The organism is Pseudoxanthomonas sp. PXM01 (genome assembly GCF_014851815.1).
In the GTDB taxonomy this organism is placed as follows: domain Bacteria; phylum Pseudomonadota; class Gammaproteobacteria; order Xanthomonadales; family Xanthomonadaceae; genus Pseudoxanthomonas_A.
Genome location: NZ_JACVAJ010000002.1, coordinates 129,350 through 153,959 on the forward strand (window position 1 = coordinate 129,350; position 24,610 = coordinate 153,959).

The window sequence follows — 24,610 nt, forward strand, 5'->3', positions numbered from 1 at the left end:
CGCCTCGCGACACATTCCAAACGGGAGACCTCACATGGGCACTTGGGGCATCGGGTCGTTCGAAAACGACGGCGCGGCGGACTTTCTGATCGACGTGCTGGACAGCGGAGATCTGTCGCTGATCCGCGAGGTGCTGGACAACGTACTGACGTCGACCGAATACGTGGAAGCGCCGGATGCGGTGCTGGCCATCGTGGCGGCGGAAGTCGTCGCTGCCGCGCGGGGCCGTGCCACGCTGGCGGCGCAGCAGGAGGAAGGACTGGCCGACTGGCTGGCACGCATCCGCCCCACGGTCGACGACGACCTGCGCCAGCAGGCGGGAAGCGCCCTGCGCCGCATCCTCGCCGAGCATTCGGAGCTCAGGGAGCTCTGGGAAGACACGGAGGATTTCCAGGATTGGCAGGCGGCGGTGACGGACCTCGCGCAACAGGTGCGGGCCTGACCCTACGATGTCGCCCTGATACTCCCGCCCAGCCCACACACGACCCGACGAGCACCCATGGCAGATCCCTACAACTCTTCTTCCGCCTACACGCCGGGCACTGCGCCCACGCGCAACCCGGCGCTGCCCTTGACCGATGCGATGGTGACGACCGCCATGGAACTGCCCGGTTACCGCGTCGTCCGCAGCCTGGGCCTGGTGCGCGGCATCACCGTGCGGTCGCGGTCGATCATCGGCAACTTCCTCGGTGGCCTGCAGACCATGCTGGGCGGCAACATCACCATCTACACGGAACTGTGCGAACAGGCGCGCAGCGCGACCTACCTCGACATGGTGCAGCACGCGCGGATGCTCGGTGGCAACGCCATCATCGCCGTGCGCTACGACGCCACCGACGTGATGGCAGGTCTGACCGAGGTGCTGTGCTACGGAACCGCGGTGGTGGTCGAACCACGCGATACCTGAGCCACGGGAACCCCGCCGCCGGCCATGTCCACCTCGTCCACGCCGCTGCCGAAGCGCCGCCGTCGCTCATGGTGGCCCAGACTGGCATGGATCGTGTTGATCCTGGGCGCCTATCCATCCGTCGTTCTGACGTACACGTGGTCCCATGTCCTTCGGAGCCCGCTCCCCGGTGGGCGTCACGGCCCACTCGATGCCCACAGGCACACGCTGGCCAGCGCGTGCGCGCGCCCGCGCCCGCGCTGACGATGTCGCGCCCGCCCCGCGGGCCTCCGCTATAGTCATCGCCGTCACGGCCGGCCCCACGCCGACGGGCAGTCCCTCGCATCCTTGCCGGAGGTTGTCATGAAGCGTGTGTTCCGTCTGATCCTGGCGGTCGTCGTCGGGGTGGTGGTCGGCAGTGTCGCCAACATGGCGTTGATCACGCTGGGGGGCCATGTCGTCCCACCGCCCGCCGGCGTCGACACCACGACGACCGAAGGCCTGAAAGCGGCGATGCCGCTGTTCGAACCAAGGCATTTCCTGTTTCCCCTCCTTGCGCACGCGATGGGCGCGCTGGTCGGCGCCGTCGTCGCCACGCTGATCACGCCCGGGCGGACCCGCGGCCCTGCGTGGGTGGTCGGGGCCTGCTTCCTGCTGGGCGGCATCGCCGCGGTCGCCCTGCTGCCCTCGCCGGTGTGGTTCACCGTCGTGGACCTGCTCCTCGCTTACCTGCCGATGGCCTGGCTGGGACATCGACTCGCATCCCGTGGAGGACGCCCGGCATGAACCGCAGCGACATCCGACTGTTGATGTCCGGATCAGGTCCGGTGCCCATGTGGGTCCGCCTGGGCGCAGGCGCCTGTGCGGTGGTGTGCGTCATGATCGGAGCACCGTGGCGCGCTTGGCATCCACTGGAACTGGCCATGGATGTGCTCGCGCCGCTGATGATGATTTCGCTGGCGTTCGCTCGTCGATGGGACAGCACCCTGCTGGGCGTCTCGCTGGTGCTGGGCACGGCATTGTGGGTGGCCATGCTGGCCGCGTGGCGCTGGTTGACGCTCAACGCATAGCAGGATGCCTGCGGTGAAGTTGTCCGCCATACGCTTGCACGCTCTTTCGCGGGAAGCCGTCACCGAGGAGCCGCACCACACGTATTCCTCGTTCCGCGTGCGCGGCAAGATCTTCGTGACCATTCCGCCGGAAGAGACCCACCTGCACGTCTTCGTCGGCGAAGAGGATCGCGAGCAGGCGCTGGCGATGTATCCGCATGCCGTCGAGAAGCTGTTCTGGGGCAGCAAGGTGCTGGGGCTGCGCGTGGACCTGGCCAAGGCCACGCCCGCAGTGGTCAAGGCGCTGGTCGACAAGGCCTACGAGACGCGCGTGCGCAAGGATGCCGGGACCCGACGCACGCGCACGTCGCGCGGACCCCGCAGGCATGCGCGGCGCAAGCGATTGACTACTGTGATGCCCACTCCGCAGGTAACCAAGCCATGCACCACGCAACCTCACTCTACTTCCAGCGCTTGGACAGGGGCCACTACACGGGCCATGCCGCGTTGGAACTGAATCTCCTGCACAACGATGCCGCCATAGCCATCACCGCCGACTTTCGTTGGCAGCCGGTCGTGAAGTTGCTCGACGGGCTGGTGCTGGACGACGCCGACACCAGCAACCACCACGTGCTGCTGCAACGCGCCCCACTGGAAGGACACGTGCTGTTCCTCTCCCACGACGGGGAGACCCGAGTGGTGTTCTCGTCGCTCGACGCGCTCATGGCGGCTGCGGATGCCGCCCTGGCTGATGGCATTGCGCTGCCCGAGCTTCATCCCTCGCTAGCCCCTGTGCCGGCGGACCAGCCCGGGCTCAGTGCCTTGGTCCAAGCCTGCGTCGACCAGGACGAGATCGAAGTGGCACTCGCACTGATCCCATCGCTGGATCTTGCCGACCACGGCCTGCTCTCGCACCTGGCCGTGCATGAGGACTTCTTCTTAGCAGAAGCCGTGGCGGCCGAGATCGCGAAGCGGCCGGATCCCACCTTGGCGACCATCGCGGCGCTGTGCGTGGCGCATGCACATCCGCAGGCGCGCAATGCCGGTCACCGGGCCTTGCGCGCCCTCGGCCGGTAAAGAAGCTCTATGGCGTCATCTGTCGGTCATCGCACCGCAACACGCGCGACACCTCCCTGCCCCAGCATGCGCAAAACGTGGAGCTGCGCATGCGCTTTGCCATCGTCACCGAGACCTATCCGCCGGAAGTGAACGGCGTGGCCCTGACCGTGCAGGGACTGGAAGCCGGTCTGCGCCAGCGCGGCCATGACGTCTCCGTGATCCGGCCACGCCAGCCGGGCGACGGCAGCTACATCGACGACACCCTGCTGGTCCGCGGCGCCAGCTTGCCGCGCTATCCGGGCCTGAAGTTCGGCCTGCCCGCCACGCGCCGCCTGCTGGCGCAATGGAAAGCCTCTCCACCGGACGCGATCTACGTGGCCACGGAAGGCCCTCTTGGCTGGTCGGCGTTGCGTGCGGCGCGACGGCTGGGCATTCCGGCGGCGACCGGCTTCCACACCCGCTTCGACGAATACATGCGCGACTATGGCGTGCGCTTCCTGCAGCACACGGCGCTGCGCTGGATGCGCCGCTTCCACAATGGTGCCGATGCCACACTGGTCCCGACGCGCGAACTGGCCGACTTCCTGGAATCGCAGGGCTTCCATCACGTGGTGCGGTTGGCGCGTGCGGTCGATGCACGCCATTTCAGTCCCGTGCAACGCGATGACACCTTGCGCAAGGAGTGGGGGATCGGCCCGGACGACCTGGCGGTGATCTACGTGGGCCGCATCGCCGCCGAAAAGAACCTGGACCTGTCGATCCGCGCGTTCCGCGCGATCCAGCAGACGCAGCCGAACGCGAAGTTCGTCTGGGTCGGCGACGGCCCCGTGCGCGAGCGGCTGGCGCAGGAACACCCGGACTTCCTTTTCTGCGGCGTGCAGCGCGGCGAAGCGCTGGCGCGGCACTTCGCCAGCGGCGACCTGTTCCTGTTCTCCAGCCACAGCGAAACCTTCGGCAACGTCACCCTGGAAGCGATGGCCAGCGGCGTGCCGACGGTGGCGTTCGACTACGGCGCCGCGCGCGAGCACCTGGTCGACGGCGTGCACGGTGCGGCGGTGGAAACCGATGACGACTTCCTCGCCGCCGCGCTGCGGCTGGCCACGGACGCCACGCTGCGACGGAGCCAGGGCAGCGCCGCCACCGCGGCGATGCGCGACCTGCACCCGGACCGCGTGGCGGCCGACTTCGATGCCCTGCTGACCGACCTCGCCCTGACACGGAGAAGCCACCATGCGTCCGTTGCTGCCGCGTAACGCCCTGATCGGCCGGGACACCGGCTGGTGCCTGCTCGCCAACCGCTGGGGAGAATGGAGCGGCGTGCGCCGCTTCTTCGCCATCGTCAGCCGGCTGGGCGACGGGGTGTTCTGGTACGTGCTGATGGCGGCGCTGATCGTGGCCGACGGCCTGGATGGGCTGGCCGCCTCCGCGCACCTGGCGGCGACCGGCGTCATCGCGCTGACCCTGTACAAGGCACTGAAGCGCTGGACCCGGCGGCCACGCCCGTTCGCCTCCGACGTGCGCATCCGCGCCTGGATCGCGCCGCTGGACGAATTCAGCTTCCCGTCCGGCCACGCGCTGCACGCGGTGGCGTTCACGGTGGTGGCACTGGCGCACTACCCGGTGCTGGCGCCGCTCCTGATTCCGTTCGCCGCCTGCGTGGCCGCGTCGCGGGTGGTCCTGGGCCTGCACTACCCCAGTGACGTGCTGGCCGCGACCGTGATCGGCACCACCCTGGCGGGGCTGTCGATCTGGCTGGTGCCGGGCGTCAGCCTGCTGGGCTGAGCACGACAGGCAAAGAATTACGAACTCACAGTTACGTTAAAATAACTCAATGTTATAAATTATTGACATTGAGTAAAGCCATGGATACCTTTGTCCCCGTCCAATCACCAACGGGGAGAGCACCATGCTGTCGCGCGAACGTTTCGCCTGGGTCTGGCTCGGCGCACTGGCCGTCGTCTTCGGCGCCTACTTCACCTATCTGTCGGTCAATGCCGATGCGGTTGCCGCCATGCACATGGGGCAGCGGATCCTCGTGCTCGCCGTGGCGCTGGGATCGTTGGGCGTCATCGCCGCCCTGACCTACCTGCTCGGACGGGACCGCGAGGAAGACGGTTCGCCCACGCCCATCGACGAGCGCGACCGGAGGATCGATTCGCGTGCGTCGGTGTACGCGTACTACGTGCTGATGGCCGGCATCATCGTGGTCGGCTGCGTCATGCCCTTCACCTCCGGCGGCTGGACCATCGTGCACGCCACGCTGCTGGCGATCGCCGTGGCCGAAGGTGTCCATGCCAGCCTGGTGATCCTGGGTTACCGTCGAGGCCTGCGTGTCTGACGCCCGGCTCACCAACCAGATCCGCACGCTGCGCTTCCTGGCGGGCGAGATGACGCAGGCCGACCTCGGCAAGCGCGTCGGCGTGACGCGGCAGACCATCGCCGCGATCGAAGCCGGCAAGTACTCGCCCACGCTGGAATGCGCGTTCCGCATCGCGGACGTGTTCGACAAGCCGCTGGCCGAGGTGTTCGGCTGGGAGCGCTGAGCGGCCTGGCCGCTCAGTCGAACCGTTCGACGCGTGCGCGCACCAGGGCGGGCTGCAGTTGCCCCGCCCAATCGCGATCATTCGCCACCTGTGCCTCGACACGGCTGTGGTCGAGCGCATCGATATCCAGGTCGGCAACGGCCCACACGTGATCGCCGGTGGTCTGCACCAGCACCCCGTCGGCGGGCAGACCACGGTCCATCGGGGCGAAGATCGCCGCCTCACCGGTGTTGATGTCGAGCGCCGGACTCCACGGCGCTTCGCCCGCGGTCACCGCCTGAGCGACGAATATCCGGTTCTCCAGCGCACGGGCGAGGCACCCCACTCGCACGCGGGTGGTGCCGGCGGCGGTGTCCGTGCAACTCGGCACCAGCAACAGGCGCGCACCGGCCTCGGCCTGCGCACGTACCGGCAACGGGAACTCGCTGTCGTAGCAGACGGCCACGCCGCAGCGCACGCCGTCGAGATCGAACACCTTCAGCGCATCGCCGCCTTCGATGACGCCCAGCCCTTTCTCGAACCCGGTCAACTGCAGTTTGTCCTGCCACGCGTGCGCGCCCTGTGGCGTGAACACGTCGCTGCGGTTGCGGTAGCGGCCTTCGCCGTACGCCAGCAGGAAACTGCCGGCGACGATGTGCAGGTCGAGTTCCTTCGCCAGCCGCGCGTACAGCGCCAGCCAGTCGTCGCGGTACCGCTGGATCGCGAGGAGTGAGGCGTGCAGGTCGGCCTGGATGGAGGCATCGAACGTGGCAGCCAGTTCCAGCGCCAGGTATTCCGGTAGCACCGCGATGCGCGCGCCCTGTGCGGCCGCGTCGCCCAGCACCCTCGCCTGCCGTTCGGCGAACGCGGCGAAATCCGTAGGCGCCTGGATGGCGTACTTGGCAACCGCGACCTTCATCGCATCGGCTCCAGGCCGCGCAGCCAGAAGGTCAACGCGTGGTCGACTTCGCCCCGGCCGATTTCGTTCCAGGCCAACCGCATCGTCATGCCGGGCTGGCGCGTATAGCCGCGCTTGTCCCAGAACACGTCGTTGCCGCGGTGTCCGTCGGGCCAACGCGGGTCGCCGGGTTCACGATCCACCGCGCAGAACGCCGTCCAGCCGAACCGACCCAGCGCACGCGCATGCGCTTCGCGATGATCGAAGAAGGCATGGCCGATGCCGTTGCCGCGGTAAGCCGGCAGCAGCACGGATTCGCCGAAGTAGAAGATGTCCTCCGGGTCCATGCCGCTGTCCACGAACGGCTGGCGGAAGGCCTCGGTGTCGTCCGCCAACGGCAGGCCGGTGGACGCGCCGACCACCTGCCCCGCATCCATCGCCAGCACGAACACGCTTTCGGCCGAGCGTGCATAGGCGTCGAGATAATCGCGTTCGAAGTCGAGGTCGCCTTCGTACAGATAGGGCCAGTCGCGGAACACCGCCACGCGCAGGCGCGCGACGTCGTCCAGCCACGGTGTGATTTCTGGCCCGCGATACAGGCCGATGGTGTAACCGGCAGTCATGCCGCCAGTGTAGCGGCATGGGCGCTGGCCTAGTGTGCGTGCGCCACGTGCCGGTGCGCGTGCTCGCCATCCTGCGCCAGCAGCCGGTAATGCACCCGGTCGGCATTGCCTAGGTCCACGCCGCGCGGGCGCGAGGCCACGCCGTCCTTGCCGAAATCCAGCACGGCGCCGACACCGGCGTACAGGTAGCGGTCGCCGAACGCCTTCAGCAGCGCGGCGAACGTCGGTTCGCCGGTGCAGTGGCCGGGCGCGATGTACTGGATGCGGTGCGCCTTCAAGGCATCGACGAGGCCGGCAATGGCGGTATCGTCGGCGTTGACGAAGTGGAAGCCGCCGATCACCAGATGGATCTGCGGATCGAGCTTGGCGGCCGCATCGACGATGTGCGCGATGCCCGGGTGCGAGCAGCCGACCACGAGCACCAGGCCCTTGTCGGTCCGGATGGCCAGCGACAACTCGCGCAGTTCGCGCGTCCCCGGCGCATCGGAGACGGCGGCGATCGTCCACACGCCCGGCGCGATCTCGGTGGTGTCGGCCAGCGGCTTGAAGTTGCCCGTGGGCCAGGCGCGACCGAACTGCAGGCGTTCGGCCGGTTCGCCGTCGTAGTAACGCATGCGTGCGGGCAACGAGGCGTCCTTGCGGTAGAAGCCGGACGGCAGCGACGAGCCGTAGATGCCGAAGCCTTCCTGCGGCGCGTAGACCGGCACCTGCGGATTGACCTTCAGCACCTCGACCAGGCCGGCCATGTGGTCGGCGTGGCGATGCGACATCACCACCGCATCCAGCCGCGACAGGTCGATGCCTTTCGCCTTGACGTTGCGCGCGAAGATCGCCGCATCGTTGCCGGTGTCGAACAGGATGCGCTTGCCGCCGGCCTCCACCAGCGCGGCGAAGCCCCAGTCCTTCTCCAGCGCGGGATCGTCGCCGAAGGCGTCGTAGATGACGGTGATGCGGGGGGCGGCGACATCGGCGGCGAACACGGGCGTGGCCAGGCAAGCGAAACCGAGGGCCAGAAGACGGAATAGGACACGCATGCGCAAGCTCCGGGAAGAGATCATCGCGAGCTTACGCGTCGCACCCTACGCCTCCGTGGTACTCATACCTTTGGACTGATAACCAGCACTCATGTGCTTATGCCGTACAGGCGTCCGCGCATGCATCACGACGTTCCTACATTGCGGCCCCTTCCCGGCGAAATCCTTCCGCCATCGCCCTCCGCAGCCACACACTGGCGAGCGTGGCCGACAGGTGCGCCACCACCAGGGGCAGGACGAACAGTGGAGCGAAACGTTCACCCGTCGCGAATGCCTTGCAGACCCAGAACATCGCAAGGCTTGCGGCAGCGAGCATCGGCAGGAACAGGGGGCGACAGAGGAACCCCAACAGCGCGGCAGCGACCGCGAACAGGGAGAACGGCACCCACAGGATCGACAGTGCGGTGAGAAGTGCACTCAACGAAGGCCGCTCCCTGCTCCGCCTAGTCCCACCAGCTGTAGACCACCAACCGCTCGTCCGGCAGCACCACGAGCCAGGCACCACCCGCGCGCTCCTGCGTGTAGTAGGCGCCATCCTGCCATGCCTTGGACAGGCGACGGCCCATGCCGGCCCCCACGTCCACATGCCCCACGCCGGGCCACAGGCCGGGGGCCGCTTCAGCCCGTCCCCATTCCTCCGGCAATGGCGAACGCCGCCACGCGGCGTAGCGGGCCGGGCCTCGCCGGGACAGCGCGCCGCGCGCGACCGTTGCCCCTTCGAAGTAGGCCAGGCCATCGCGCCGGATGGCGTCCGCCGCATCGTCGGACAGTTGCAGCACCACCGCGCCATGCGTTTCGCATCGCACCAGCAGGCTCAACAGCATGCATTCCAGCTGTCCCTGCGACATCGCGAAGCGCTGCATGCCGGATGTCTCGATCACCGACGGCAGCACCTGCTGCGCGCGATGGTAGATGCGTGCACGGTTCATCGCCCACCCCGCGGCAAGTACGAGCAGGAAGGCCGCAAGCGCGGCCTTCCAGGACGATCGGCGCGATGCCGGACGCATGGCTCAGCGCAGTTCCGTGCCGAGCGCATACCAGTCCACCTTGCGGGTGACCCACATGATCGCGGCCAGGATGCCGAATAGCAGCAGCGAGCCCATCAGCAGTGCATTGTCCTCGGACACTAGCAGGCCGTAGAGCACGCCATACAGCATCGTCAGCATCGTGGCGAAGCCGGCCGCCCGTATCCAGCTTCTCAGCACACCGGACAGGTAGACGAACTGCAGCCCGATGCACGCGACGGCCGAGACGAGGTAGGCCAGCCAGAAGGCGATGTGCTCGGACAGGCTGAGCAGCAACAGGAAGAAGATCGCCAGCGCCAGGCCCACCAGCAGGTACTGCAGCGGGTGGATCGGCAAGCGCTTGATCAGTTCGAACAGGGCGAAGCCGACGAAGGTCAGCACCACGAACAGGATGCCGTACTTGCTGGCGCGATCGGCCTGCGTGTAGACGTCGATGGGGTCGACCAGACCGACGTGCAGCGCATCCACGCCACCGTTCAACGGCGCGGCCAGCACGCGGCCTTCGACGATGCGGTCCGACTGCGACGCCCCACCGTCCTCGCCCCGCAACTGCTTCTGCGCATTGCTGGCCAGCGAGGAGATCTTCCAGGTGGCATTGAAACCCGAACCACCGACGTCGCTGGTGGGGGAATAGCCCTCGAACTTCGGATGCGGCCACGAGGACTTGATCCGGATGTCGTTGTTGTCGCCCAGCGGCACGACGGACAGCGCCTCGGTGCCCTTGAGCAGCAGCTTCATCTTCACCTGCTGGCCCGCCGCACGGCCTGCTGCGACGGCAGGCAACTCGGCATGGATGCCATCCAGGCGGGCACCCAGGTAGCCGGTACCGGACTTCAGCGGAAGCGTCGCGCCATCGACCTTCAGCTCCGGCGTGCCGGCGACACCGCGCACGTCGGAAATGCCGAACACGAGATACGGCGTGCCGTACTGGCGTTCCGCGCCAGTGGCCGACGGCCCTGGCAACGAGGGTTCGAACGTGGCGTCGAGGTCCGCATGCCATTCGTACACCCGGACCTTGTACAGGCCCACGCTACGTTCGGAAGGCGCCATGTGGCCCGCGACCTGCAGGGTCTTGGGCATCTGCAGCAGATGGCCGCTGGTCTTGTCCTCGCGCTGGCGCTTGACGCCCTTGTCGTCGATCCACTCGGAACGGCGGGTCTCCGACCATGGCACGACGCGGATGGGACCCGTGAGCCGCTGCTTGCCGGCCGTGCCCTGGACCACGCGATCGACCGCCTGCTGGCGGTACGCCTCGCGCTCCTGGATGGTGCCGCGGATCATCATCAGCGGGATGAGCAACAGCAGGACCAGCCCGCCGACGGTGAGAAAGCGCAACAGCAACTTCAATGACTTCATGTCGATGCCCCGGTTGGATACGCGGTGCATCGTCCAGCCCGTCGGTGCAACGGGCAGGAAGCGTGTTTGAAGGCTGTGTGAAGTGCGCCCCGTCGTTCGGGCGAAGGCCGGGATGACGATTCGAGCTTGCGCTACACCCTGGGCAGCGACAGCACCGCTTCCGCGCCACCCTCGGGGCGATTACCTAGGGAGGCTTCGCCACCATGCAATCGCATGACCTCACGCACGAACGGCAGGCCCAGGCCGGAGCTGCGCGGACCACCGTCGGGCCGTGGCAGCGAGTAGAAACGCTCGAATACGCGCTCCTGCGCGTAGTCGGGTACGCCGGGACCGCGGTCCCGCACGATGAAGCGGACCTCCCCGTCCGACGCGTCGATGGCCAGTTCCACCTTGCCGCCCGCTGGCGAGAACGCGATGGCGTTGTCGAGCAGGTTGGCCAGCGCGCGACGCAACAGGAAGGCATCGCCCTCCACCGCCCAGCTACCCGCCTGCGGCAGGCGCTCGACCATCACCCCCTGCGGCGTCAGCTTCGCGTCGAGGTCGCGCACCACCTCATCGGCCAGTGACGCGACATCGATGCGCTCGCGCCGCTGAAGCCAGCCGTGCTGCTCCACCTCGGCCAGGGCCAGCAGCTTGTCGATGGTCTCGGTCAGCCGCTGCTCCTGGGTCTGGATGTTGCGTGCGAAGCGCTGGCGCTCGGCCTCCGGCAACGGCTCCTGCAGCAGCTCCGCGGCTCCGCGGATGGCGGCCAGCGGCGACTTCATCTCGTGGGTCAGCGACTGCACGTACTGCTCGACGTAGGCCTTGCCTTCCAGCTTGCGGCGCATCGTTTCCAGTGCACGCCCGAGGTCGCCGATCTCGTCGGTGCGCGGGCGCGGCGGCGGCACCGGTTCGCCCGCGCTGACCGCCTGCGCATAGCGGTTCAGGCCGCCGATGCCGCGCATCAGCCACCACGTCATCAACACCCCGATCAGTGCGGAGATGCCGATCAGCCAGGCGCCACGCAGCAGGATGCTGCGCTGGCTGGCGACGATGAAGGGCTCGATGCTGCGGTTCGGCTGCGACAGCGTCAGCACGCCGATCAATCGTGTGCGGTCGGCGGGGTCGTAGATCGGCGCGGCCACGTGCATCACCGTGTTGGTCTTGTCGCCGGGCACTTCGGCGCTGGAGCGTGCGCCGTACTCGCCGCGCAGCGTGCGGTAGACGTCGTTCCAGCGCGAGTTGTCCCGGCCGACGTCGCGACCCTGCGAATCGAACACCACCGTACCTTTCGCATCGGTCACGGTCACGCGGTAGTCGACGCTGCGCTTCTGGAAACGCCACACCCAAGCCTTGGGATCCCGCTGCTGCGCCTCCGCCACATTGCCGGCGAACACGCCATCGGCGATGCGGCCGGACTTGAGGTCGTCGGCGGCCATCTCGGCCAGCATGTTGGCCGCGTCGACCAGCGTGGACTCCATCGCCTGACGGACGCCGGGCTTCACTTCGTTGACGAACACGCGCATCACGAAGAACGCGGCGATGCCGACGATCAGGAAGAAGCCGAGGACGAGCTTCAGCCCGAGCCGCATATCAGGTCTCGATGGCGTAGCCCAGTCCGCGGTGCGTGCGGATCGGGTCGGGGTCGGCACCGGCGGCGCGCAGCTTGGCGCGCAGGGTCTTCACGTGGGTGTCGACGGTGCGGTCGGCACTGTCGGCGTCGCTATCCCAGCCACGGTCCATCAGTTGCGCGCGGCTGAGGATCGCGCCGGGACGCTGCAGCAGGGCGTCCAGCAGCGCGTATTCGTAACGGGTCAGATCGAGCAACTGGTCGCGGAAGCGGATGCGGTGACCGTCGCGATCGACGGCGAAGGCGCCGCGCTCCAGCGATGCCCCGGCGTCCGCCTTGGGCGCAACGGAGCGCCGCAGACGCGCGCGCACGCGGGCCACCAGCTCACGGGGCGAAAAGGGTTTGGTGACGTAATCATCCGCGCCCAGTTCCAGCCCGAGCACACGGTCGATCTCGTCGTTGCGCGCGGTCAGGAAAATCACCGGCACGTCACTGAAGCCGCGCAGTTCGCGGCAGACATCGAAGCCGCTGGCATCCGGCAGGCCCACGTCCAGCACCACCACATCGACGCCACCGGCACGCACGCGCGGCGCGACCTCGCGCGCCAGCAGACAGTGGTCGGCCTCGATGCCCTCGCTGCGCAGCGCATACAGCACGGCGTCGGCGATGGCGGTTTCGTCTTCGGCAATCAGTACACGGGGCATGGCGCAAGCATATATGCTGCGCGCCATGAATTACCGCCATGCCTACCACGCCGGCAACCATGCCGACGTCCTCAAGCACATCGTCGTGCTGGCCTGCATCGATGCACTGAAGCGCAAGGACGCGCCGTTCTTCGTGCTCGACACCCACGCCGGGCGCGGCCGCTACATGCTGGGCGGCGCGGAAAGCCGCAAGACCTCGGAAGCCGCCGGCGGTGTGTTCAAGCTGATGGGGGCCGCCCGGTTGCCCGACCCGGCCGAGCGCTACCTGCGCGCGGTGGTGGCCAACAACCCGGTCGGCGCCCTGATCACCTATCCCGGCTCACCCCTGCTGGTCGCGCAGGCGTTGCGATCGCACGACCGGCTGGCGGCATGCGAGCTGCAACCCGATGAAGCGCAGGCGCTGCGCGAGGTGTTCGCCGACGACGACCGCGTCGTCGTGCATGCCCGCGATGGCTACGCCGCGATGAAGGCGCTGCTTCCGCCGCGCGTGGGCGAACAGCGCATTGCCCGCGGCATCGTACTGATCGATCCGCCCTACGAGGTGCAGGATGCCGAGTACCCGCAGATCCTGGCGTCGCTGCGCGATGCGCTGGAACGGTGGCCGGCCGCGACCTACGTGGTGTGGTACCCCATCAAGCAGCGACGCAGCCTGCTGCCGTTCTTCCGCAAGGCCGCGGCGCTGCCGTCGAAGGGCGCCTTTGTCGCCGAACTGCAGGTGCGCCCGGACGACTCCCCGCTGCGGCTCAACGGCAGCGGCATGCTGGTGATCAACCCACCCTGGCAGCTCGACCAGGCGCTGGCGCCGGTGCTGCCGGTGCTGGCCTCCACTTTGGGCGAAACCGGCGCCAGCCATCGCCTGGACTGGTTGCGGGACCCCGTCTGACCCCCTTCGCGACAACGACGCGGCGCCGTCGGGCGCTGTGCGAGAATCGCGCTCTCCTCCCTTCGACAGCCCCCTTTCCATGGCCGGATCCAGCCTGTTCGCCCTGATCGACGACATCGCCACCCTGCTGGACGACGTGTCGGTGATGACCAAGGTGGCGGCGAAGAAGACGGCCGGCGTGCTGGGCGACGACCTCGCGCTGAACGCGCAGCAGGTCACCGGCGTGAAAGCCGACCGCGAACTGCCGGTGGTGTGGGCGGTGGCGAAGGGCTCGGTGGTCAACAAGGCCATCCTGGTACCGGCTGCACTGGCGATCAGCGCGCTGGAGACCTGGCTGCACGGCAAGGGGTACAACGTCCCGCTGGTGACGCCGCTGATGATGCTGGGTGGCGCGTTCCTCTGCTTCGAGGGCGTGGAGAAGCTGGCGCACAAGTTCCTGCACAAGGGCGAGGACGACCAGCGCCACGCCGAGCGCGTGGCCGCGATCCAGGACGAGAACGTCGACATGGTCGCGTTCGAGAAGGACAAGGTGCGGGGCGCGATCCGCACCGACTTCATTCTCTCGGCCGAGATCATCGTCATCTCGCTGGGCACATTGGCGGGTCGTACCTTCATCGAGCAGGTGCTCACGCTGCTGGCCATCTCCGCGATCATGACCGTGGGCGTCTACGGCCTGGTCGGTGGCATCGTGAAGCTGGACGACGCCGGCCTGGCATTGGCGGCGGACAAGCGCGACAGCGGCTGGGCGCGGTTCAAGCGTGCCTTCGGCCGCGGCATCCTCTACAGCGCGCCCTACCTGATGAAGTTCCTGTCGATCGCCGGCACCGCCGCGATGTTCCTGGTCGGCGGCGGCATCCTCGTCCACAGCATCCCGGCGCTGCACCACTTCATCCAGCCGTATGCGGAAGGCGAGCTCGGCTGGCTGTGGGGCAGCCTGTTCAATGCCGCCGTTGGCGTGCTCACGGGCGCAGTGATCGTCGCCGTCGTCACGCTGGTCTCTCGCCTGCGCGGCAAACGCCACGGCGCCTGAACCCGGTCCTTCACCGCTCTCGCCGCGCCTCCGGATTTCATGCGAGCATCACGCCATGACCGCGCCGAAACGCCTCCCGCCCTGGCATGAACACTTCCGCCTGCCCAGCGGGCGCGAACTGCTGATCCGCCCGATCCGTCCCGAAGACGCCGGCCCCATCCAGGGCGCGTTCGGCCTGCTGGGACCGGAAGAGATCCGTCACCGCTTCATGTACGCGCTGAAGGAACTGACGCCTGAAATGGCGCAGCGCCTGACCCATCCCGACCCCAACAGCGAGTTCGCCCTGGTCGCGGCCGAAGCCTTGCCGCCGGGCGAGGCGCTGGTGGGGGCGGTGGCGCGCGCCGCCCTGGTGCCGCGGACCCGCGACGCGGAGTTCGCGATCCTGGTCAGCCACTTCATCGCCGGCCAGGGCCTGGGCCGCCACCTGATGCGCAAGCTGGCCAAGTGGGCTCGCTCGAAGAAGCTCGACCGCCTGTACGGCGACGTGCTCGACACCAACCAGCCGATGCTGGCGCTGGCGCAGTCGCTGGGGTTCAAGCGCGTGCGCGAGAACGACGGCTCGGGCCTGGTCCGCGTGGTGCTGGATCTGAACGAAGGTCCCTGAGCACTGCCGACCGGCGGTCGGCCCGCTGCGGCCACTTCCCTCGTCTTCCCGGGTAAGGCCGTGGCTGTCGCCACGCCAGCGGAGGCCGTCATGCCCCGATACGTGATCGAACGCGATGTCCAGGGCGCCGGCCTGATGACGCCGGCCGAACTGAAGGCCGTTTCACAGACCTCGTGCCGCGTACTGAACGAGCTGGGTCCGCAGGTGCAATGGGAGCACAGCTACGTCACCGACGACCGGATCTACTGCGTGTACCGCGCGCCGAGCGAGGATCTCGTGCTCGAGCATTCGCGCCGCGGCGGCTTTCCTGTCGACCGCATTTCCCTTGTCGCCGACGTGATCGATCCGCTGACCGCGGAATGATCCGTTCCGGGTCGTGACGGGCCCGCGCTGGCCCGCTTGGTAAACTGCGCGTCCCTTCGCGCTGGGCACCCCATGGTGTCCGGCGCTGCCGTTGTTTTGTGCGCCCATGACCGACACCAAGAAAAGCTCCCCGCCCGTTCCCCCGCTGCCCCGAGGCGGCCAGTCCCGTGCCTGGTGGCGTGCCCCCGCCTCGCCGACCGCGCTGGCGTGGTCGATCGCCGCCGCCGCGCAGGCGCATGACGGCCCGCTGCTGGTGGTCGCCCGCGACAACCATGAAGCGCACCAGCTCGAAGCCGACCTGCATACGCTGCTCGGCCCTGCGGACGATCTGCCGGTCGTGCCATTCCCGGATTGGGAAACGCTGCCCTACGACCAGTTCAGCCCGCACCCGGACATCGTCTCGCAGCGCCTGGCCGCCCTGCACCGCCTGCCCACGCTGGCGCGCGGCATCGTGATCGTGCCGGTGCAGACGCTGATGCAGCGGCTGTCTCCGCTGCGCCACATCGTCGGCGGCAGCTTCGACTACCGGGTCGGCCAGCGGCTGGATTTCGATGCCGAGAAGCGCCGGCTGGAGGCCGCCAGTTACCGCCATGTGCCGCAGGTACTGGACCCGGGCGACTTCGCCGTGCGTGGCGGCCTGCTCGACGTCTATCCGATGGGCGCGGACGCGCCGCTGCGCATCGAGCTGCTGGACGACACCATCGACTCGATCCGCCACTTCGATCCGGAAAGCCAGCGCTCGCTCGACAGGACCGATGCCGTGCAACTGCTGCCCGGCCGCGAAGTCCCGCTGGACGAACGGGCCGTCGAGCGCGCGATGACCCTGCTGCGCGACCGCTTCGATGTCGATACGCGCCGCAGCGCGCTGTACCAGGACCTGAAATCCGGACTGGCGCCGGCCGGCGTGGAGTACTACCTGCCGCTGTTCTTCGACCAGACCTCGACGCTGTTCGACTACCTCCGGCAAAGCGCGCTGCCGCTGCTGACCGACGGCTTCGGCGAGGCCGCCGAAGCGTTCTGGGCGCAGACCCGCAACCGCTACGAGCAACGACGCCACGACATCGAGCGTCCGCTGCTGCCGCCGGACGAGCTCTACCTGTCGCCGGATGGTCTGCGCGAACAGCTCAACCAGCGCGCACGCATCGAGGTCTGCGGCGCGCAGCACAGCCGGCACGCCGATGCGCTGCCGCTGGGCGAACAACCCCTGCCGCCGCTGCCGGTGGCGGCGAAGGACGCGCCTGCCGGCGACGCACTGAAGTCGTTCCTCGGCCACTACCCGGGCCGCGTGCTGATCGCTGCCGACTCGCCCGGCCGTCGCGAGGCGTTGCTGGAAGTGCTGCAGGCGGCCGAACTGAAGCCCGCGGTGGCCACCGACTTCGGCACGTTCCGCGCAGGCGGCGAACGCTTCGCGATCGCCGTCGCCCCGCTGGCCGACGGCTTCGCACTGGACGATCCGCGCATCGCGGTGCTGACCGAGCGCCAGCTGTTCCCCGAGCGCGCCACGCAGGCGCACCGGCGCAAGCGCACCGGCCGCGAGCCGGAAGCCATCATCCGCGACCTCGGCGAACTGACCGAAGGCGCGCCCATCGTCCATGAGGACCACGGCGTCGGCCGCTACCGTGGCCTGATCGCGATGGACGTGGGCGGCATGCCCGGCGAGTTCCTCGAGATCGAGTACGCCAAGGGCGACCGCCTGTACGTACCGGTCGCGCAACTGCACCTGATCAGCCGTTACTCCGGCGCGTCGGTGGAAACGGCACCGTTGCATTCGCTCGGCGGTGAAGCCTGGGCGAAGGCCAAGAAGAAGGCCGCCGAGAAGGTCCGCGACGTCGCCGCCGAGCTGCTGGAGATCCAGGCGCGCCGCCAGGCCCGCGCCGGCCTGGCGCTGCACCTGGATCGCGCGATGTACGAACCGTTCGCCGCGGGTTTCCCGTTCGAGGAGACGCCCGACCAGCACCATGCGATCGAGTCGGTGATCCGCGACCTTGCCAGCAGCCAGCCGATGGACCGCGTGGTCTGCGGCGACGTCGGCTTCGGCAAGACCGAGGTCGCCGTGCGCGCCGCCTTCGCCGCCGCCAGCGCCGGCAAGCAGGTGGCCGTGCTGGTGCCCACCACGCTGCTGGCCGAGCAGCACTACCGCAACTTCCGCGACCGCTTCGCCGACTGGCCGTTGAAGGTCGAGGTGCTGTCGCGCTTCAAGACCGCCAAGGAGATCAAGGCGGAGCTGGAGAAGCTGGCCGAAGGCAAGCTGGACGTCATCGTCGGCACGCACCGCCTGCTGCAGCCGGACGTGAAGTTCAAGGACCTGGGCCTGGTGATCGTGGACGAGGAGCAGCGCTTCGGCGTGCGCCAGAAGGAAGCGCTGAAGGCGCTGCGCGCCAACGTGCACCTGCTGACGCTGACCGCCACGCCGATCCCGCGCACGCTCAACATGGCGATGGCCGGCCTGCGCGACCTGTCCATCATCGCCACGCCACCGGCCAATCGCATGGCGGTGCAGACCTTCGTCACGCCGTGGGATGCGGCGTTGCTGAAGGAAGCCTTCCAGCGCGAACTGTCGCGCGGTGGCCAGGTGTACTTCCTGCACAACGACGTGGAGAGCATCGGCCGCATGCAGCGCGAGCTGCAGGAGCTGGTGCCGGAGGCACGCATCGGCGTGGCGCATGGGCAGATGCCCGAGCGCGAGCTGGAACAGGTGATGTTGGATTTCCAGAAGCAGCGTTTCAACGTGTTGCTGTGCACGACCATCATCGAGTCGGGCATCGACATCCCCAACGCCAACACCATCATCATGAACCGCGCCGACAAGTTCGGCCTGGCGCAGCTGCACCAGCTGCGTGGCCGCGTCGGCCGTTCGCATCACCGCTCCTATGCGTATCTCGTCGTGCCGGACAAGCGCAGCATCACCGCCGATGCGCAGCGCCGGCTGGAGGCGATCGCGTCGATGGACGAGCTGGGCGCGGGCTTCACCCTCGCCACGCACGACCTGGAAATCCGTGGCGCCGGCGAACTGCTCGGCGAAGACCAGAGCGGGCAGATGGCCGAGGTCGGTTTCAGCCTGTACACCGAACTGCTGGAACGCGCGGTGCGGTCGATCAAGGCCGGCCACCTGCCGGACGTCGATCTGGGCCAGGAGCGTCGTGGTGCCGAGGTCGAACTGAACGTCCCGTCGCTGATCCCCGACGATTACCTGCCGGACGTGCACACGCGCCTGACGCTGTACAAGCGCATCAGCAGCGCGCGTGACAAGGAGGAACTGCGCGACCTGCAGGTGGAGATGATCGACCGCTTCGGCCTGCTGCCGGATCCGGCCAAGTACCTGTTCGCCACGGCCGAACTGAAGCTGGCGGCCAACGATATGGGCATCCGCAAGCTGGAGCTCGGTGAGCATGGCGGCCGCATCGTGTTCGAGGCCAAGCCGAAGATCGACCCGATGGCGGTGATCCAGCTGATCCAGAAGCAGCCGAAGCTCTACACCATGGACGGTCCCGACAAGCTGCGCATCAAGGTGCCGTTGCCGGACGCGCCCGATCGCTTCAACGCGGCCAAGGCGTTGCTGACCACGCTGGCGCCGGGTTGAACATGTGCACGTCCCTGCCCCTCCTCCGTCGAGATTGCCCATGACCTTCGACCCCGCACCGGATTTCAGCGATATCGCCTGTTCCCTGGAGTCGCTGGCCCTGGCCATCGAAGTGCGCGATGCATACACGCGGGGGCACTGCGACCGCACCGGCCGCATCGCAAGGGCATTGGGCCAGTGCTTCGACCTGGACGCAGACCAGCTGGAACAACTCGAGCTGGCCGCCTATTTCCACGACGTCGGCAAGATCGGCGTACCCGACCGTGTGCTGTTGCACACGGGGCCGGTGGCCGACGAGGACTGGCCATCGATCCAGGCGCACAGCGAACTCGGAGAACGGATCTTCCTGGCCAGCGGGCATCGCCATGCCATCGCCGTCGCCGCCCTGATCCGCCATCATCACGAAGCCATCGACGGCAGCGGCTACCCCGACGGGCTGACCGGCGCGGCGATCCCGCTGGGGGCCCGCATCCTGCGGGTGGCCGACAGCTACGATGCGATGACGACACGTCGCCCCTATGCCGAAGGACGCGCGCACGAGACGGCGATGCGCATCCTGCATGCAGAGCAGGACGAAAAGGTCGATGCCGAGGTGTTCCGCGTATTCGAACGGCTGATGCGCGACGCCTCGCTGCGCGAGGCCTGAGCGCTACAACTGCGATTCGACCGGCAGCCAGCCGATCGCACGCGCGGTCCACCGGCGCCAGACGCTGGCTTCCGGCTCGCGGTCCCAGATGCGCGGTGGCTGTTGCGATGCGTCCTCCCAGCGCAGGGCGCCATCCTGCAGCCGCACGCGGTAACTCCGGTCGACGGCGATCTTCGCCTCGTAGCTGCGCAACAGGGCGGCGGCCGCGCTGCGATCACGGAACAGGATGCCCATCTCGGTGTTGAGGTTCACCGAGCGCGGATCGAGGTTGAACGAGCCGATGAAGCCCGCTTCGCCATCCACGGCGAACGCCTTGGTGTGCAGGCTGGCGCCGCTGGAGCCGAACAGGCTGCTGTCCTGCTTGCCGTGCGGCATGAGTTCGAACAGCTCCACGCCACCCTGCAGCAGCCGCACGCGGTACGGCGCGTAGCCCCCATGCACGGCCATCACGTCGTTGGCCGCCAGCGAGTTGGTCAGCACGCTGACGTCGACGCCTTCCGCCCGCTTGCCGACCAGCCAGCGCGTGCCCTCGTCGCCGGGCACGAAGTACGGCGAGATCACCCGCAGTTCGCGCTTCGCTTCGCCCATGGCCTTGCCCAGCCGATGCACCAGCCACTGTGCCTGCCCTTCGCCCTGGCCCTTGGCGGCCGGATCGGAGTACACGCCCACCTCGTCCAGCCAGTGCAGCGCATTGCCGCCGACCAGCGCGCGTACGCCGGGCGTGCTGCGCAGCCGTGCGACGTAGTCCGCCGCCTGCGTGGACCGGTAACCGGCGTCGCCGTTCTCGCGCAGCCTTTCCAGTGCGCCCGCTTCCGCCGTCGACAGGGCCGATAACGGAATCACCGAGGCGCTGTTCCAGAAGTCGTCGAAGATCGTCGCCGTCTGCGCGACGGCCGGCCCGAGCAGCACGGCATCCAGGTCCATGAAGTTGGTCTGCGCGGCGGCATCGAAGTACTCGTCGCCGACATTGCGTCCGCCGACCACCGCCACGCGGCCGTCGGCGATCCAGGCCTTGTTGTGCATGCGGCGGTTCATCGCCATCGGCCGCAGCAGCATTTCCGTTGCGCGGCCGAGCACGCCGGCACGGCTGCGCGACGGATTGAACAGTCGCACCTCGATGTTCGCGTGCGCGTCCAGCGCGGCCAGGTGCGAGTCCTTGCCGTGCGCGGTCATGTCGTCCAGCAGCAGGCGGACCCGCACACCACGATCGGCAGCGCGCAGGACTTCGTAGCTCAGCAGGTTGCCGGTGAAATCGTGGTTCCAGATGTAGTACTGCAGGTCCAGGCTGCGACCGGCAGCGCGTGCGGTGGCGGCGCGAACCGTGAAGGCATCCAGGTTGTCCGACAGCAGCGCCATGCCACTCTGTCTGCCGCGTTCGCGCAGCAGCGGCGCAACGGCGCGGTCGAGCGCGGTGGCGTCGGCGGCGGTGGGCAGCGACTGCGATGCAGCCCCCCGTGCGCCTTCGGCGAACCGGCCGTAGCTGTACAGCGCCACGCCGGAGGCCACCACCAGCACCAGCAGCGCGATCCCCAGTCGGCGCAGCCACTTGCGCATGGTGTCCCCTTCTTCACGTGTCCGGTCCTATCGTAGCGGCAGTCCCGTGAGGACGCTGCTTGCGCCGCCATGGCGGCCGTTGCACGCTCGGCTCCCGTCCCTCCGCCACCAGGATCACCATGCGCCTGCCGCACCGGTTCCGCTTTCCTTTCGCGCTGCTGCTGGCCTCGCTGGCAGCCGCCTGCAGCACCGTACCTTCGCGCGATGCGTCTGCGCCCTTGACCTTCGTCGTGGTCCGCCATGCGGAGAAGGCGACCGACGACCCCGAGAATCCCAGTCTCTCCGCCCTCGGGCAAGCGCGTGCCGCTGCACTGGCCGAGCGCCTGCGCGATGCGCCGCTGGTGGCCGCGTACGCCACCGAATACCGCCGTACGCAGCAAACCGCGCAACCCAGCGCCGACGCACATACGCTGCCGGTCACGGCGTACTACGCGCGAGGCCCGGCCAGCGAGATCGCCGCGCAATGGAAACAGGCGCACAAGGGCGGCACGGTGCTCGTCGTCGGCCACAGCAACACCGTGCCCGACCTGGTGGCGGCGCTTTGTAGCTGCACGGCGGCGCCGATGGACGACAGCGAATACGACCGCCTGTCCATCGTCCGCATCGGCGGCGACGGCCGCGCAACGCTGGAGGTCGGGCGCTACGGCGCCTCCCCGAATCCGTGAGCGCGATGTTTGGCGACTGGGACGGCAGCATCGCGGATGCCCGCCGGCTGCAGGAACGGCTGGCGACCGAGGTCTCGCTGCGCGACGACGTGCCGGACACGCCACGCTGGCTCGCGGGTTTCGATGTCGGCTTCGAGGACGAAGGCGCCACCACCCGTGCGGCCGCCGTGCTGCTGGCGGCCGACACGCTGCAACCGATAGCCTCCGACGTCGTGCGGATGCCGACCTCCATGCCGTACGTGCCCGGTCTGCTCAGTTTCCGCGAACTGCCTGCGCTGGTCGTCGCGCTGGGCCGTCTGCCGCATGCGCCCGACCTCGCCTTCATCGACGGCCAGGGCATCGCCCATCCGCGCCGGCTCGGCATCGCGGCGCACTTCGGCGTGGTCACCGGCCTACCCAGCATCGGCGTGGCGAAGAACGTGCTGTGCGGTAAGCACGAAACACTTGGCGCCCTCGCAGGCGAACGCATGTCGCTGATCCATCGCGGCGACCACATCGGCTGGGTGCTGCGCAGCAAGCCGCGCTGCAATCCGCTGATCGTGTCGCCCGGTCATCGCGTCTCGATGCAGGGCGCGCTGGACTGGGTATTGCGCACGCTGCGCGGCTACCGCCTGCCCGAGCCGACGCGGCTGGCCGACCGGCTGGCATCGCGGCGCGGCTGACACGCGCCGCCTCCGCCCACGATGGGGGATGCGGCGCAACGGATCGTTTCCGTATCGTGGACCGGCCGCCCGACATGCCGTGCGATGCTGCACGCACCCATCCGAGGATCCGTCATGACCACCCTCATCGCGCCCCGTGTGCACGACCTTGGCGGCGGCTTCAACGTCCGCCGCGCCGTCCCCAGCCTGCAGGCCCGCAGCGTGGGACCGTTCGTGTTCGTCGACCACATGGGCCCGGCGGTGTTCGAACCCGGGCGTGGCATCGACGTGCGCCCGCACCCGCACATCGGCCTGGCCACGGTGACCTACCTCTGGTCCGGCGCCATCCACCACAAGGACACGCTGGGCTCGGAACAGGTGATCACGCCCGGCGACGTCAACTGGATGACCGCGGGCCGCGGCATCGCACACTCCGAGCGCACCCCCGGCGACGTGCGCGCCGGCCGCCACGACGTGCACGGCATGCAGACCTGGGTGGCGCTGCCGAAGTCCGCCGAGGAAGTCGCCCCCGAGTTCCACCATCACACCGCGGCGACCTTGCCGCTGATCGAGCGCGCCGGTGCGCGCCTGCGCGTGATCGCCGGCCGTGCGTACGGCGAGGAATCGCCGGTGAAGGTGTTCAGCGGCACGTTCAATGTCGCGGTCGACCTGCAGCCGGACGCCGAACTGGAAATCGATGGCGGCCACGTCGAGCGCGCGCTCTACATTCTGGAAGGCGAGGCCCAGGTGGATGGCGCCGACATTCCCGAAAAGCACCTGGTGGTGTTCGACCGCGGCAGCCGTGCGGTGCTGCGCGCGAAGACGCCGGTGAAGGGCATGCTGCTGGGCGGCGAGCCGCTGGACGCGCCGCGACATCTCTGGTGGAACTTCGTCTCCAGTTCCAAGGAGCGCATCGAACAGGCCAAGCAGGACTGGCAGGAAGGCCGATTCGGCCACGTGCCCGGCGAAACCGAGTTCATCCCCTTGCCGGAGCGTTGAGCGCACCGCCCGTCGGCACCTAAATGTGACATCTACTTCATTAGCACCCGGATGCGTGCGCCGTAACGCAAAGCAAACATCTGCCGCGCCGGGCTTCCGCTATCGTGCGCGCACCGTCATGTGACGGGGCGCACGAAAGCGATGGGGGCTGGCATGAGTATGGTGAAGAGGCTCGCGGCAGAGTTCCTGGGGACCTTCTGGCTGGTGTTGGGGGGCTGCGGCAGCGCGGTGCTGGCGGCCAATTTCGGTGGCGACGGCAATCCGCTGGGCATCGGCCTGCTGGGCGTATCGCTCGCGTTCGGCCTGACGGTGCTGACCGGCGCCTACGCGTTCGGCCACGTCTCGGGTGGTCATTTCAATCCCGCGGTGAGTATCGGCCTGTGGGCGGGCGGGCGGTTCCCGGCGAAGGATCTGCTGCCGTACATCGTGGCGCAGGTGGTCGGTGGCCTGGCCGCAGGCTTCATCCTGTGGCAGATCGCCAAGGGAAGTCCGGCGTTCGCGGTCGATCCGAATGCCGCCGGCGCGTTCGCCAGCAATGGCTATGGCGCGATGTCGCCCGGTGGCTTCACCGTCGCGGCCGCCTTCCTGACCGAGGTGGTGCTGACGGCGTTCTTCCTGATCGTCATCATGGGGTCGACCCACGGTCGCGCACCGACCGGCTTCGCACCGATCGCGATCGGTCTGGCACTGACGCTGATCCACCTGATCAGCATCCCGGTCACCAACACGTCGGTGAACCCGGCCCGCTCCACGGCGGTGGCGCTGTTTGCCGGCCCTGCCGCCGTCGGTCAGCTGTGGCTGTTCTGGCTGGCACCGATCCTCGGCGGCCTGATCGGCGGCATGCTCTACGGCTGGCTGGGTCGCGACCGCGACTGAGCCCTGCGTCCGGTGCCCGGCACGGCCGGGCGCCGGCAGGTTCGATGTGACTGGGGTCGCCGTT

29 protein-coding genes are annotated in these 24,610 nt (G+C 68.4%); 20 read left to right on the forward strand and 9 right to left on the reverse strand.

The features are described 5' to 3' along the window. Positions 1-34 precede the first annotated feature (34 nt). The 10 genes from IB230_RS09880 (at position 35) to IB230_RS09925 (ending at position 5,537) form a co-directional block, all read left to right on the forward strand. A complete protein-coding gene (locus IB230_RS09880; protein WP_192271703.1) occupies positions 35-442 on the forward strand; it encodes a DUF4259 domain-containing protein in 408 nt (135 codons plus the stop codon). 57 nt (positions 443-499) lie between these two features. Continuing rightward, positions 500-907, forward strand: a complete 408-nt coding sequence (locus tag IB230_RS09885; RefSeq protein ID WP_192271705.1) for a heavy metal-binding domain-containing protein — start codon at positions 500-502, stop codon at positions 905-907. Positions 908-1,249: 342 nt separating this feature from the next. After that, the gene (locus IB230_RS09890; RefSeq protein WP_192271707.1) at positions 1,250-1,672 is read left to right on the forward strand and encodes a hypothetical protein; all 423 of its coding nucleotides are present in this window, start codon (positions 1,250-1,252) and stop codon (positions 1,670-1,672) included. Beyond that, the gene (locus tag IB230_RS09895) at positions 1,669-1,956 is read left to right on the forward strand and encodes a hypothetical protein (RefSeq protein ID WP_192271709.1); all 288 of its coding nucleotides are present in this window, start codon (positions 1,669-1,671) and stop codon (positions 1,954-1,956) included. The genes IB230_RS09890 and IB230_RS09895 overlap by 4 nt, the downstream gene beginning before the upstream one ends. A gap of 34 nt (positions 1,957-1,990) precedes the next feature. Beyond that, positions 1,991-2,452, forward strand: a complete 462-nt coding sequence (locus tag IB230_RS09900) for an MmcQ/YjbR family DNA-binding protein (protein WP_225589481.1) — start codon at positions 1,991-1,993, stop codon at positions 2,450-2,452. Further along, the gene (locus IB230_RS09905) at positions 2,377-3,012 is read left to right on the forward strand and encodes a hypothetical protein (protein WP_192271713.1); all 636 of its coding nucleotides are present in this window, start codon (positions 2,377-2,379) and stop codon (positions 3,010-3,012) included. The genes IB230_RS09900 and IB230_RS09905 overlap by 76 nt, the downstream gene beginning before the upstream one ends. Positions 3,013-3,101: 89 nt before the next feature. After that, positions 3,102-4,247, forward strand: a complete 1,146-nt coding sequence (locus IB230_RS09910) for a glycosyltransferase family 1 protein (RefSeq protein WP_192271715.1) — start codon at positions 3,102-3,104, stop codon at positions 4,245-4,247. After that, on the forward strand, positions 4,225-4,776 hold the full coding sequence (locus IB230_RS09915) for a phosphatase PAP2 family protein (protein WP_192271717.1): 552 nt from the start codon (positions 4,225-4,227) through the stop codon (positions 4,774-4,776). Before IB230_RS09910 ends, IB230_RS09915 begins: the two co-directional genes overlap by 23 nt. A 124-nt stretch (positions 4,777-4,900) precedes the next feature. Beyond that, positions 4,901-5,332: a hypothetical protein gene (locus IB230_RS09920; RefSeq protein ID WP_192271719.1), complete on the forward strand. Its 432-nt coding sequence runs from the start codon at positions 4,901-4,903 to the stop codon at positions 5,330-5,332. A 19-nt stretch (positions 5,333-5,351) separates the two neighbouring features. Further along, complete coding sequence (locus tag IB230_RS09925; RefSeq protein WP_308442938.1) at positions 5,352-5,537, forward strand: helix-turn-helix transcriptional regulator; 186 nt, start codon at positions 5,352-5,354, stop codon at positions 5,535-5,537. Between the two features lie 13 nt (positions 5,538-5,550). On the opposite strand, the gene IB230_RS09930 is transcribed toward IB230_RS09925, so the two are convergent. The 8 genes from IB230_RS09930 to creB form a co-directional block, all read right to left on the reverse strand. Then, a complete protein-coding gene (locus IB230_RS09930) occupies positions 5,551-6,435 on the reverse strand; it encodes a carbon-nitrogen hydrolase family protein (protein ID WP_192271723.1) in 885 nt (294 codons plus the stop codon). Continuing rightward, positions 6,432-7,037 (reverse strand): GNAT family N-acetyltransferase, encoded by a 606-nt coding sequence (locus tag IB230_RS09935; RefSeq protein WP_192271725.1) that lies wholly within the window; start codon positions 7,035-7,037, stop codon positions 6,432-6,434. The genes IB230_RS09930 and IB230_RS09935 overlap by 4 nt, the downstream gene beginning before the upstream one ends. 29 nt (positions 7,038-7,066) lie before the next feature. After that, on the reverse strand, positions 7,067-8,071 hold the full coding sequence (locus IB230_RS09940; RefSeq protein WP_192271727.1) for an MBL fold metallo-hydrolase: 1,005 nt from the start codon (positions 8,069-8,071) through the stop codon (positions 7,067-7,069). Between the two features lie 136 nt (positions 8,072-8,207). After that, on the reverse strand, positions 8,208-8,492 hold the full coding sequence (locus IB230_RS09945) for a hypothetical protein (RefSeq protein ID WP_192271729.1): 285 nt from the start codon (positions 8,490-8,492) through the stop codon (positions 8,208-8,210). 22 nt (positions 8,493-8,514) lie between these two features. Then, on the reverse strand, positions 8,515-9,000 hold the full coding sequence (locus IB230_RS09950) for a hypothetical protein (RefSeq protein ID WP_192271731.1): 486 nt from the start codon (positions 8,998-9,000) through the stop codon (positions 8,515-8,517). An 81-nt stretch (positions 9,001-9,081) separates the two neighbouring features. Beyond that, a complete protein-coding gene (gene creD / locus IB230_RS09955) occupies positions 9,082-10,452 on the reverse strand; it encodes a cell envelope integrity protein CreD (RefSeq protein WP_192271733.1) in 1,371 nt (456 codons plus the stop codon). Positions 10,453-10,583: 131 nt separating this feature from the next. Continuing rightward, entirely contained in the window at positions 10,584-12,023 is a 1,440-nt protein-coding gene (gene creC, locus IB230_RS09960) for a two-component system sensor histidine kinase CreC (protein WP_192271735.1), read from the reverse strand. Between the two features lies 1 nt (position 12,024). After that, complete coding sequence (creB, locus tag IB230_RS09965; protein ID WP_192271737.1) at positions 12,025-12,732, reverse strand: two-component system response regulator CreB; 708 nt, start codon at positions 12,730-12,732, stop codon at positions 12,025-12,027. On the opposite strand from creB, the gene rlmJ reads away from it, so the two are divergent. From rlmJ to IB230_RS09995, 6 genes are all read left to right on the forward strand, one after another. Continuing rightward, entirely contained in the window at positions 12,731-13,588 is an 858-nt protein-coding gene (rlmJ, locus tag IB230_RS09970; RefSeq protein WP_192271739.1) for a 23S rRNA (adenine(2030)-N(6))-methyltransferase RlmJ, read from the forward strand. The two genes, creB and rlmJ, sit on opposite strands and share 2 nt — an antisense overlap. A 79-nt stretch (positions 13,589-13,667) precedes the next feature. Next, entirely contained in the window at positions 13,668-14,618 is a 951-nt protein-coding gene (locus IB230_RS09975) for a DUF808 domain-containing protein (protein ID WP_192271741.1), read from the forward strand. 55 nt (positions 14,619-14,673) lie between these two features. Continuing rightward, complete coding sequence (locus IB230_RS09980) at positions 14,674-15,222, forward strand: GNAT family N-acetyltransferase (protein WP_192271743.1); 549 nt, start codon at positions 14,674-14,676, stop codon at positions 15,220-15,222. A 90-nt stretch (positions 15,223-15,312) separates the two neighbouring features. After that, complete coding sequence (locus IB230_RS09985) at positions 15,313-15,585, forward strand: DUF4242 domain-containing protein (RefSeq protein WP_192271745.1); 273 nt, start codon at positions 15,313-15,315, stop codon at positions 15,583-15,585. A gap of 106 nt (positions 15,586-15,691) precedes the next feature. Further along, positions 15,692-19,165 (forward strand): transcription-repair coupling factor, encoded by a 3,474-nt coding sequence (gene mfd, locus IB230_RS09990; RefSeq protein ID WP_192271747.1) that lies wholly within the window; start codon positions 15,692-15,694, stop codon positions 19,163-19,165. A gap of 40 nt (positions 19,166-19,205) precedes the next feature. Next, positions 19,206-19,811, forward strand: a complete 606-nt coding sequence (locus IB230_RS09995; RefSeq protein ID WP_192271749.1) for an HD domain-containing phosphohydrolase — start codon at positions 19,206-19,208, stop codon at positions 19,809-19,811. 3 nt (positions 19,812-19,814) lie between these two features. On the opposite strand, the gene IB230_RS10000 is transcribed toward IB230_RS09995, so the two are convergent. Further along, entirely contained in the window at positions 19,815-21,365 is a 1,551-nt protein-coding gene (locus IB230_RS10000) for a phospholipase D family protein (RefSeq protein ID WP_192271751.1), read from the reverse strand. Positions 21,366-21,484: 119 nt separating this feature from the next. On the opposite strand from IB230_RS10000, the gene IB230_RS10005 reads away from it, so the two are divergent. The 4 genes from IB230_RS10005 to aqpZ all read left to right on the forward strand — a co-directional run bounded on the left by IB230_RS10005 (position 21,485) and on the right by aqpZ (position 24,546). Next, positions 21,485-22,030: a phosphoglycerate mutase family protein gene (locus IB230_RS10005; protein WP_192271753.1), complete on the forward strand. Its 546-nt coding sequence runs from the start codon at positions 21,485-21,487 to the stop codon at positions 22,028-22,030. Positions 22,031-22,035: 5 nt separating this feature from the next. Next, a complete protein-coding gene (gene nfi / locus IB230_RS10010; RefSeq protein ID WP_192273887.1) occupies positions 22,036-22,692 on the forward strand; it encodes a deoxyribonuclease V in 657 nt (218 codons plus the stop codon). 114 nt (positions 22,693-22,806) lie between these two features. After that, positions 22,807-23,670 (forward strand): pirin family protein, encoded by an 864-nt coding sequence (locus IB230_RS10015; protein WP_192271755.1) that lies wholly within the window; start codon positions 22,807-22,809, stop codon positions 23,668-23,670. 153 nt (positions 23,671-23,823) lie between these two features. Beyond that, entirely contained in the window at positions 23,824-24,546 is a 723-nt protein-coding gene (aqpZ, locus tag IB230_RS10020) for an aquaporin Z (RefSeq protein WP_192271757.1), read from the forward strand. Positions 24,547-24,610: the final 64 nt, after the last annotated feature.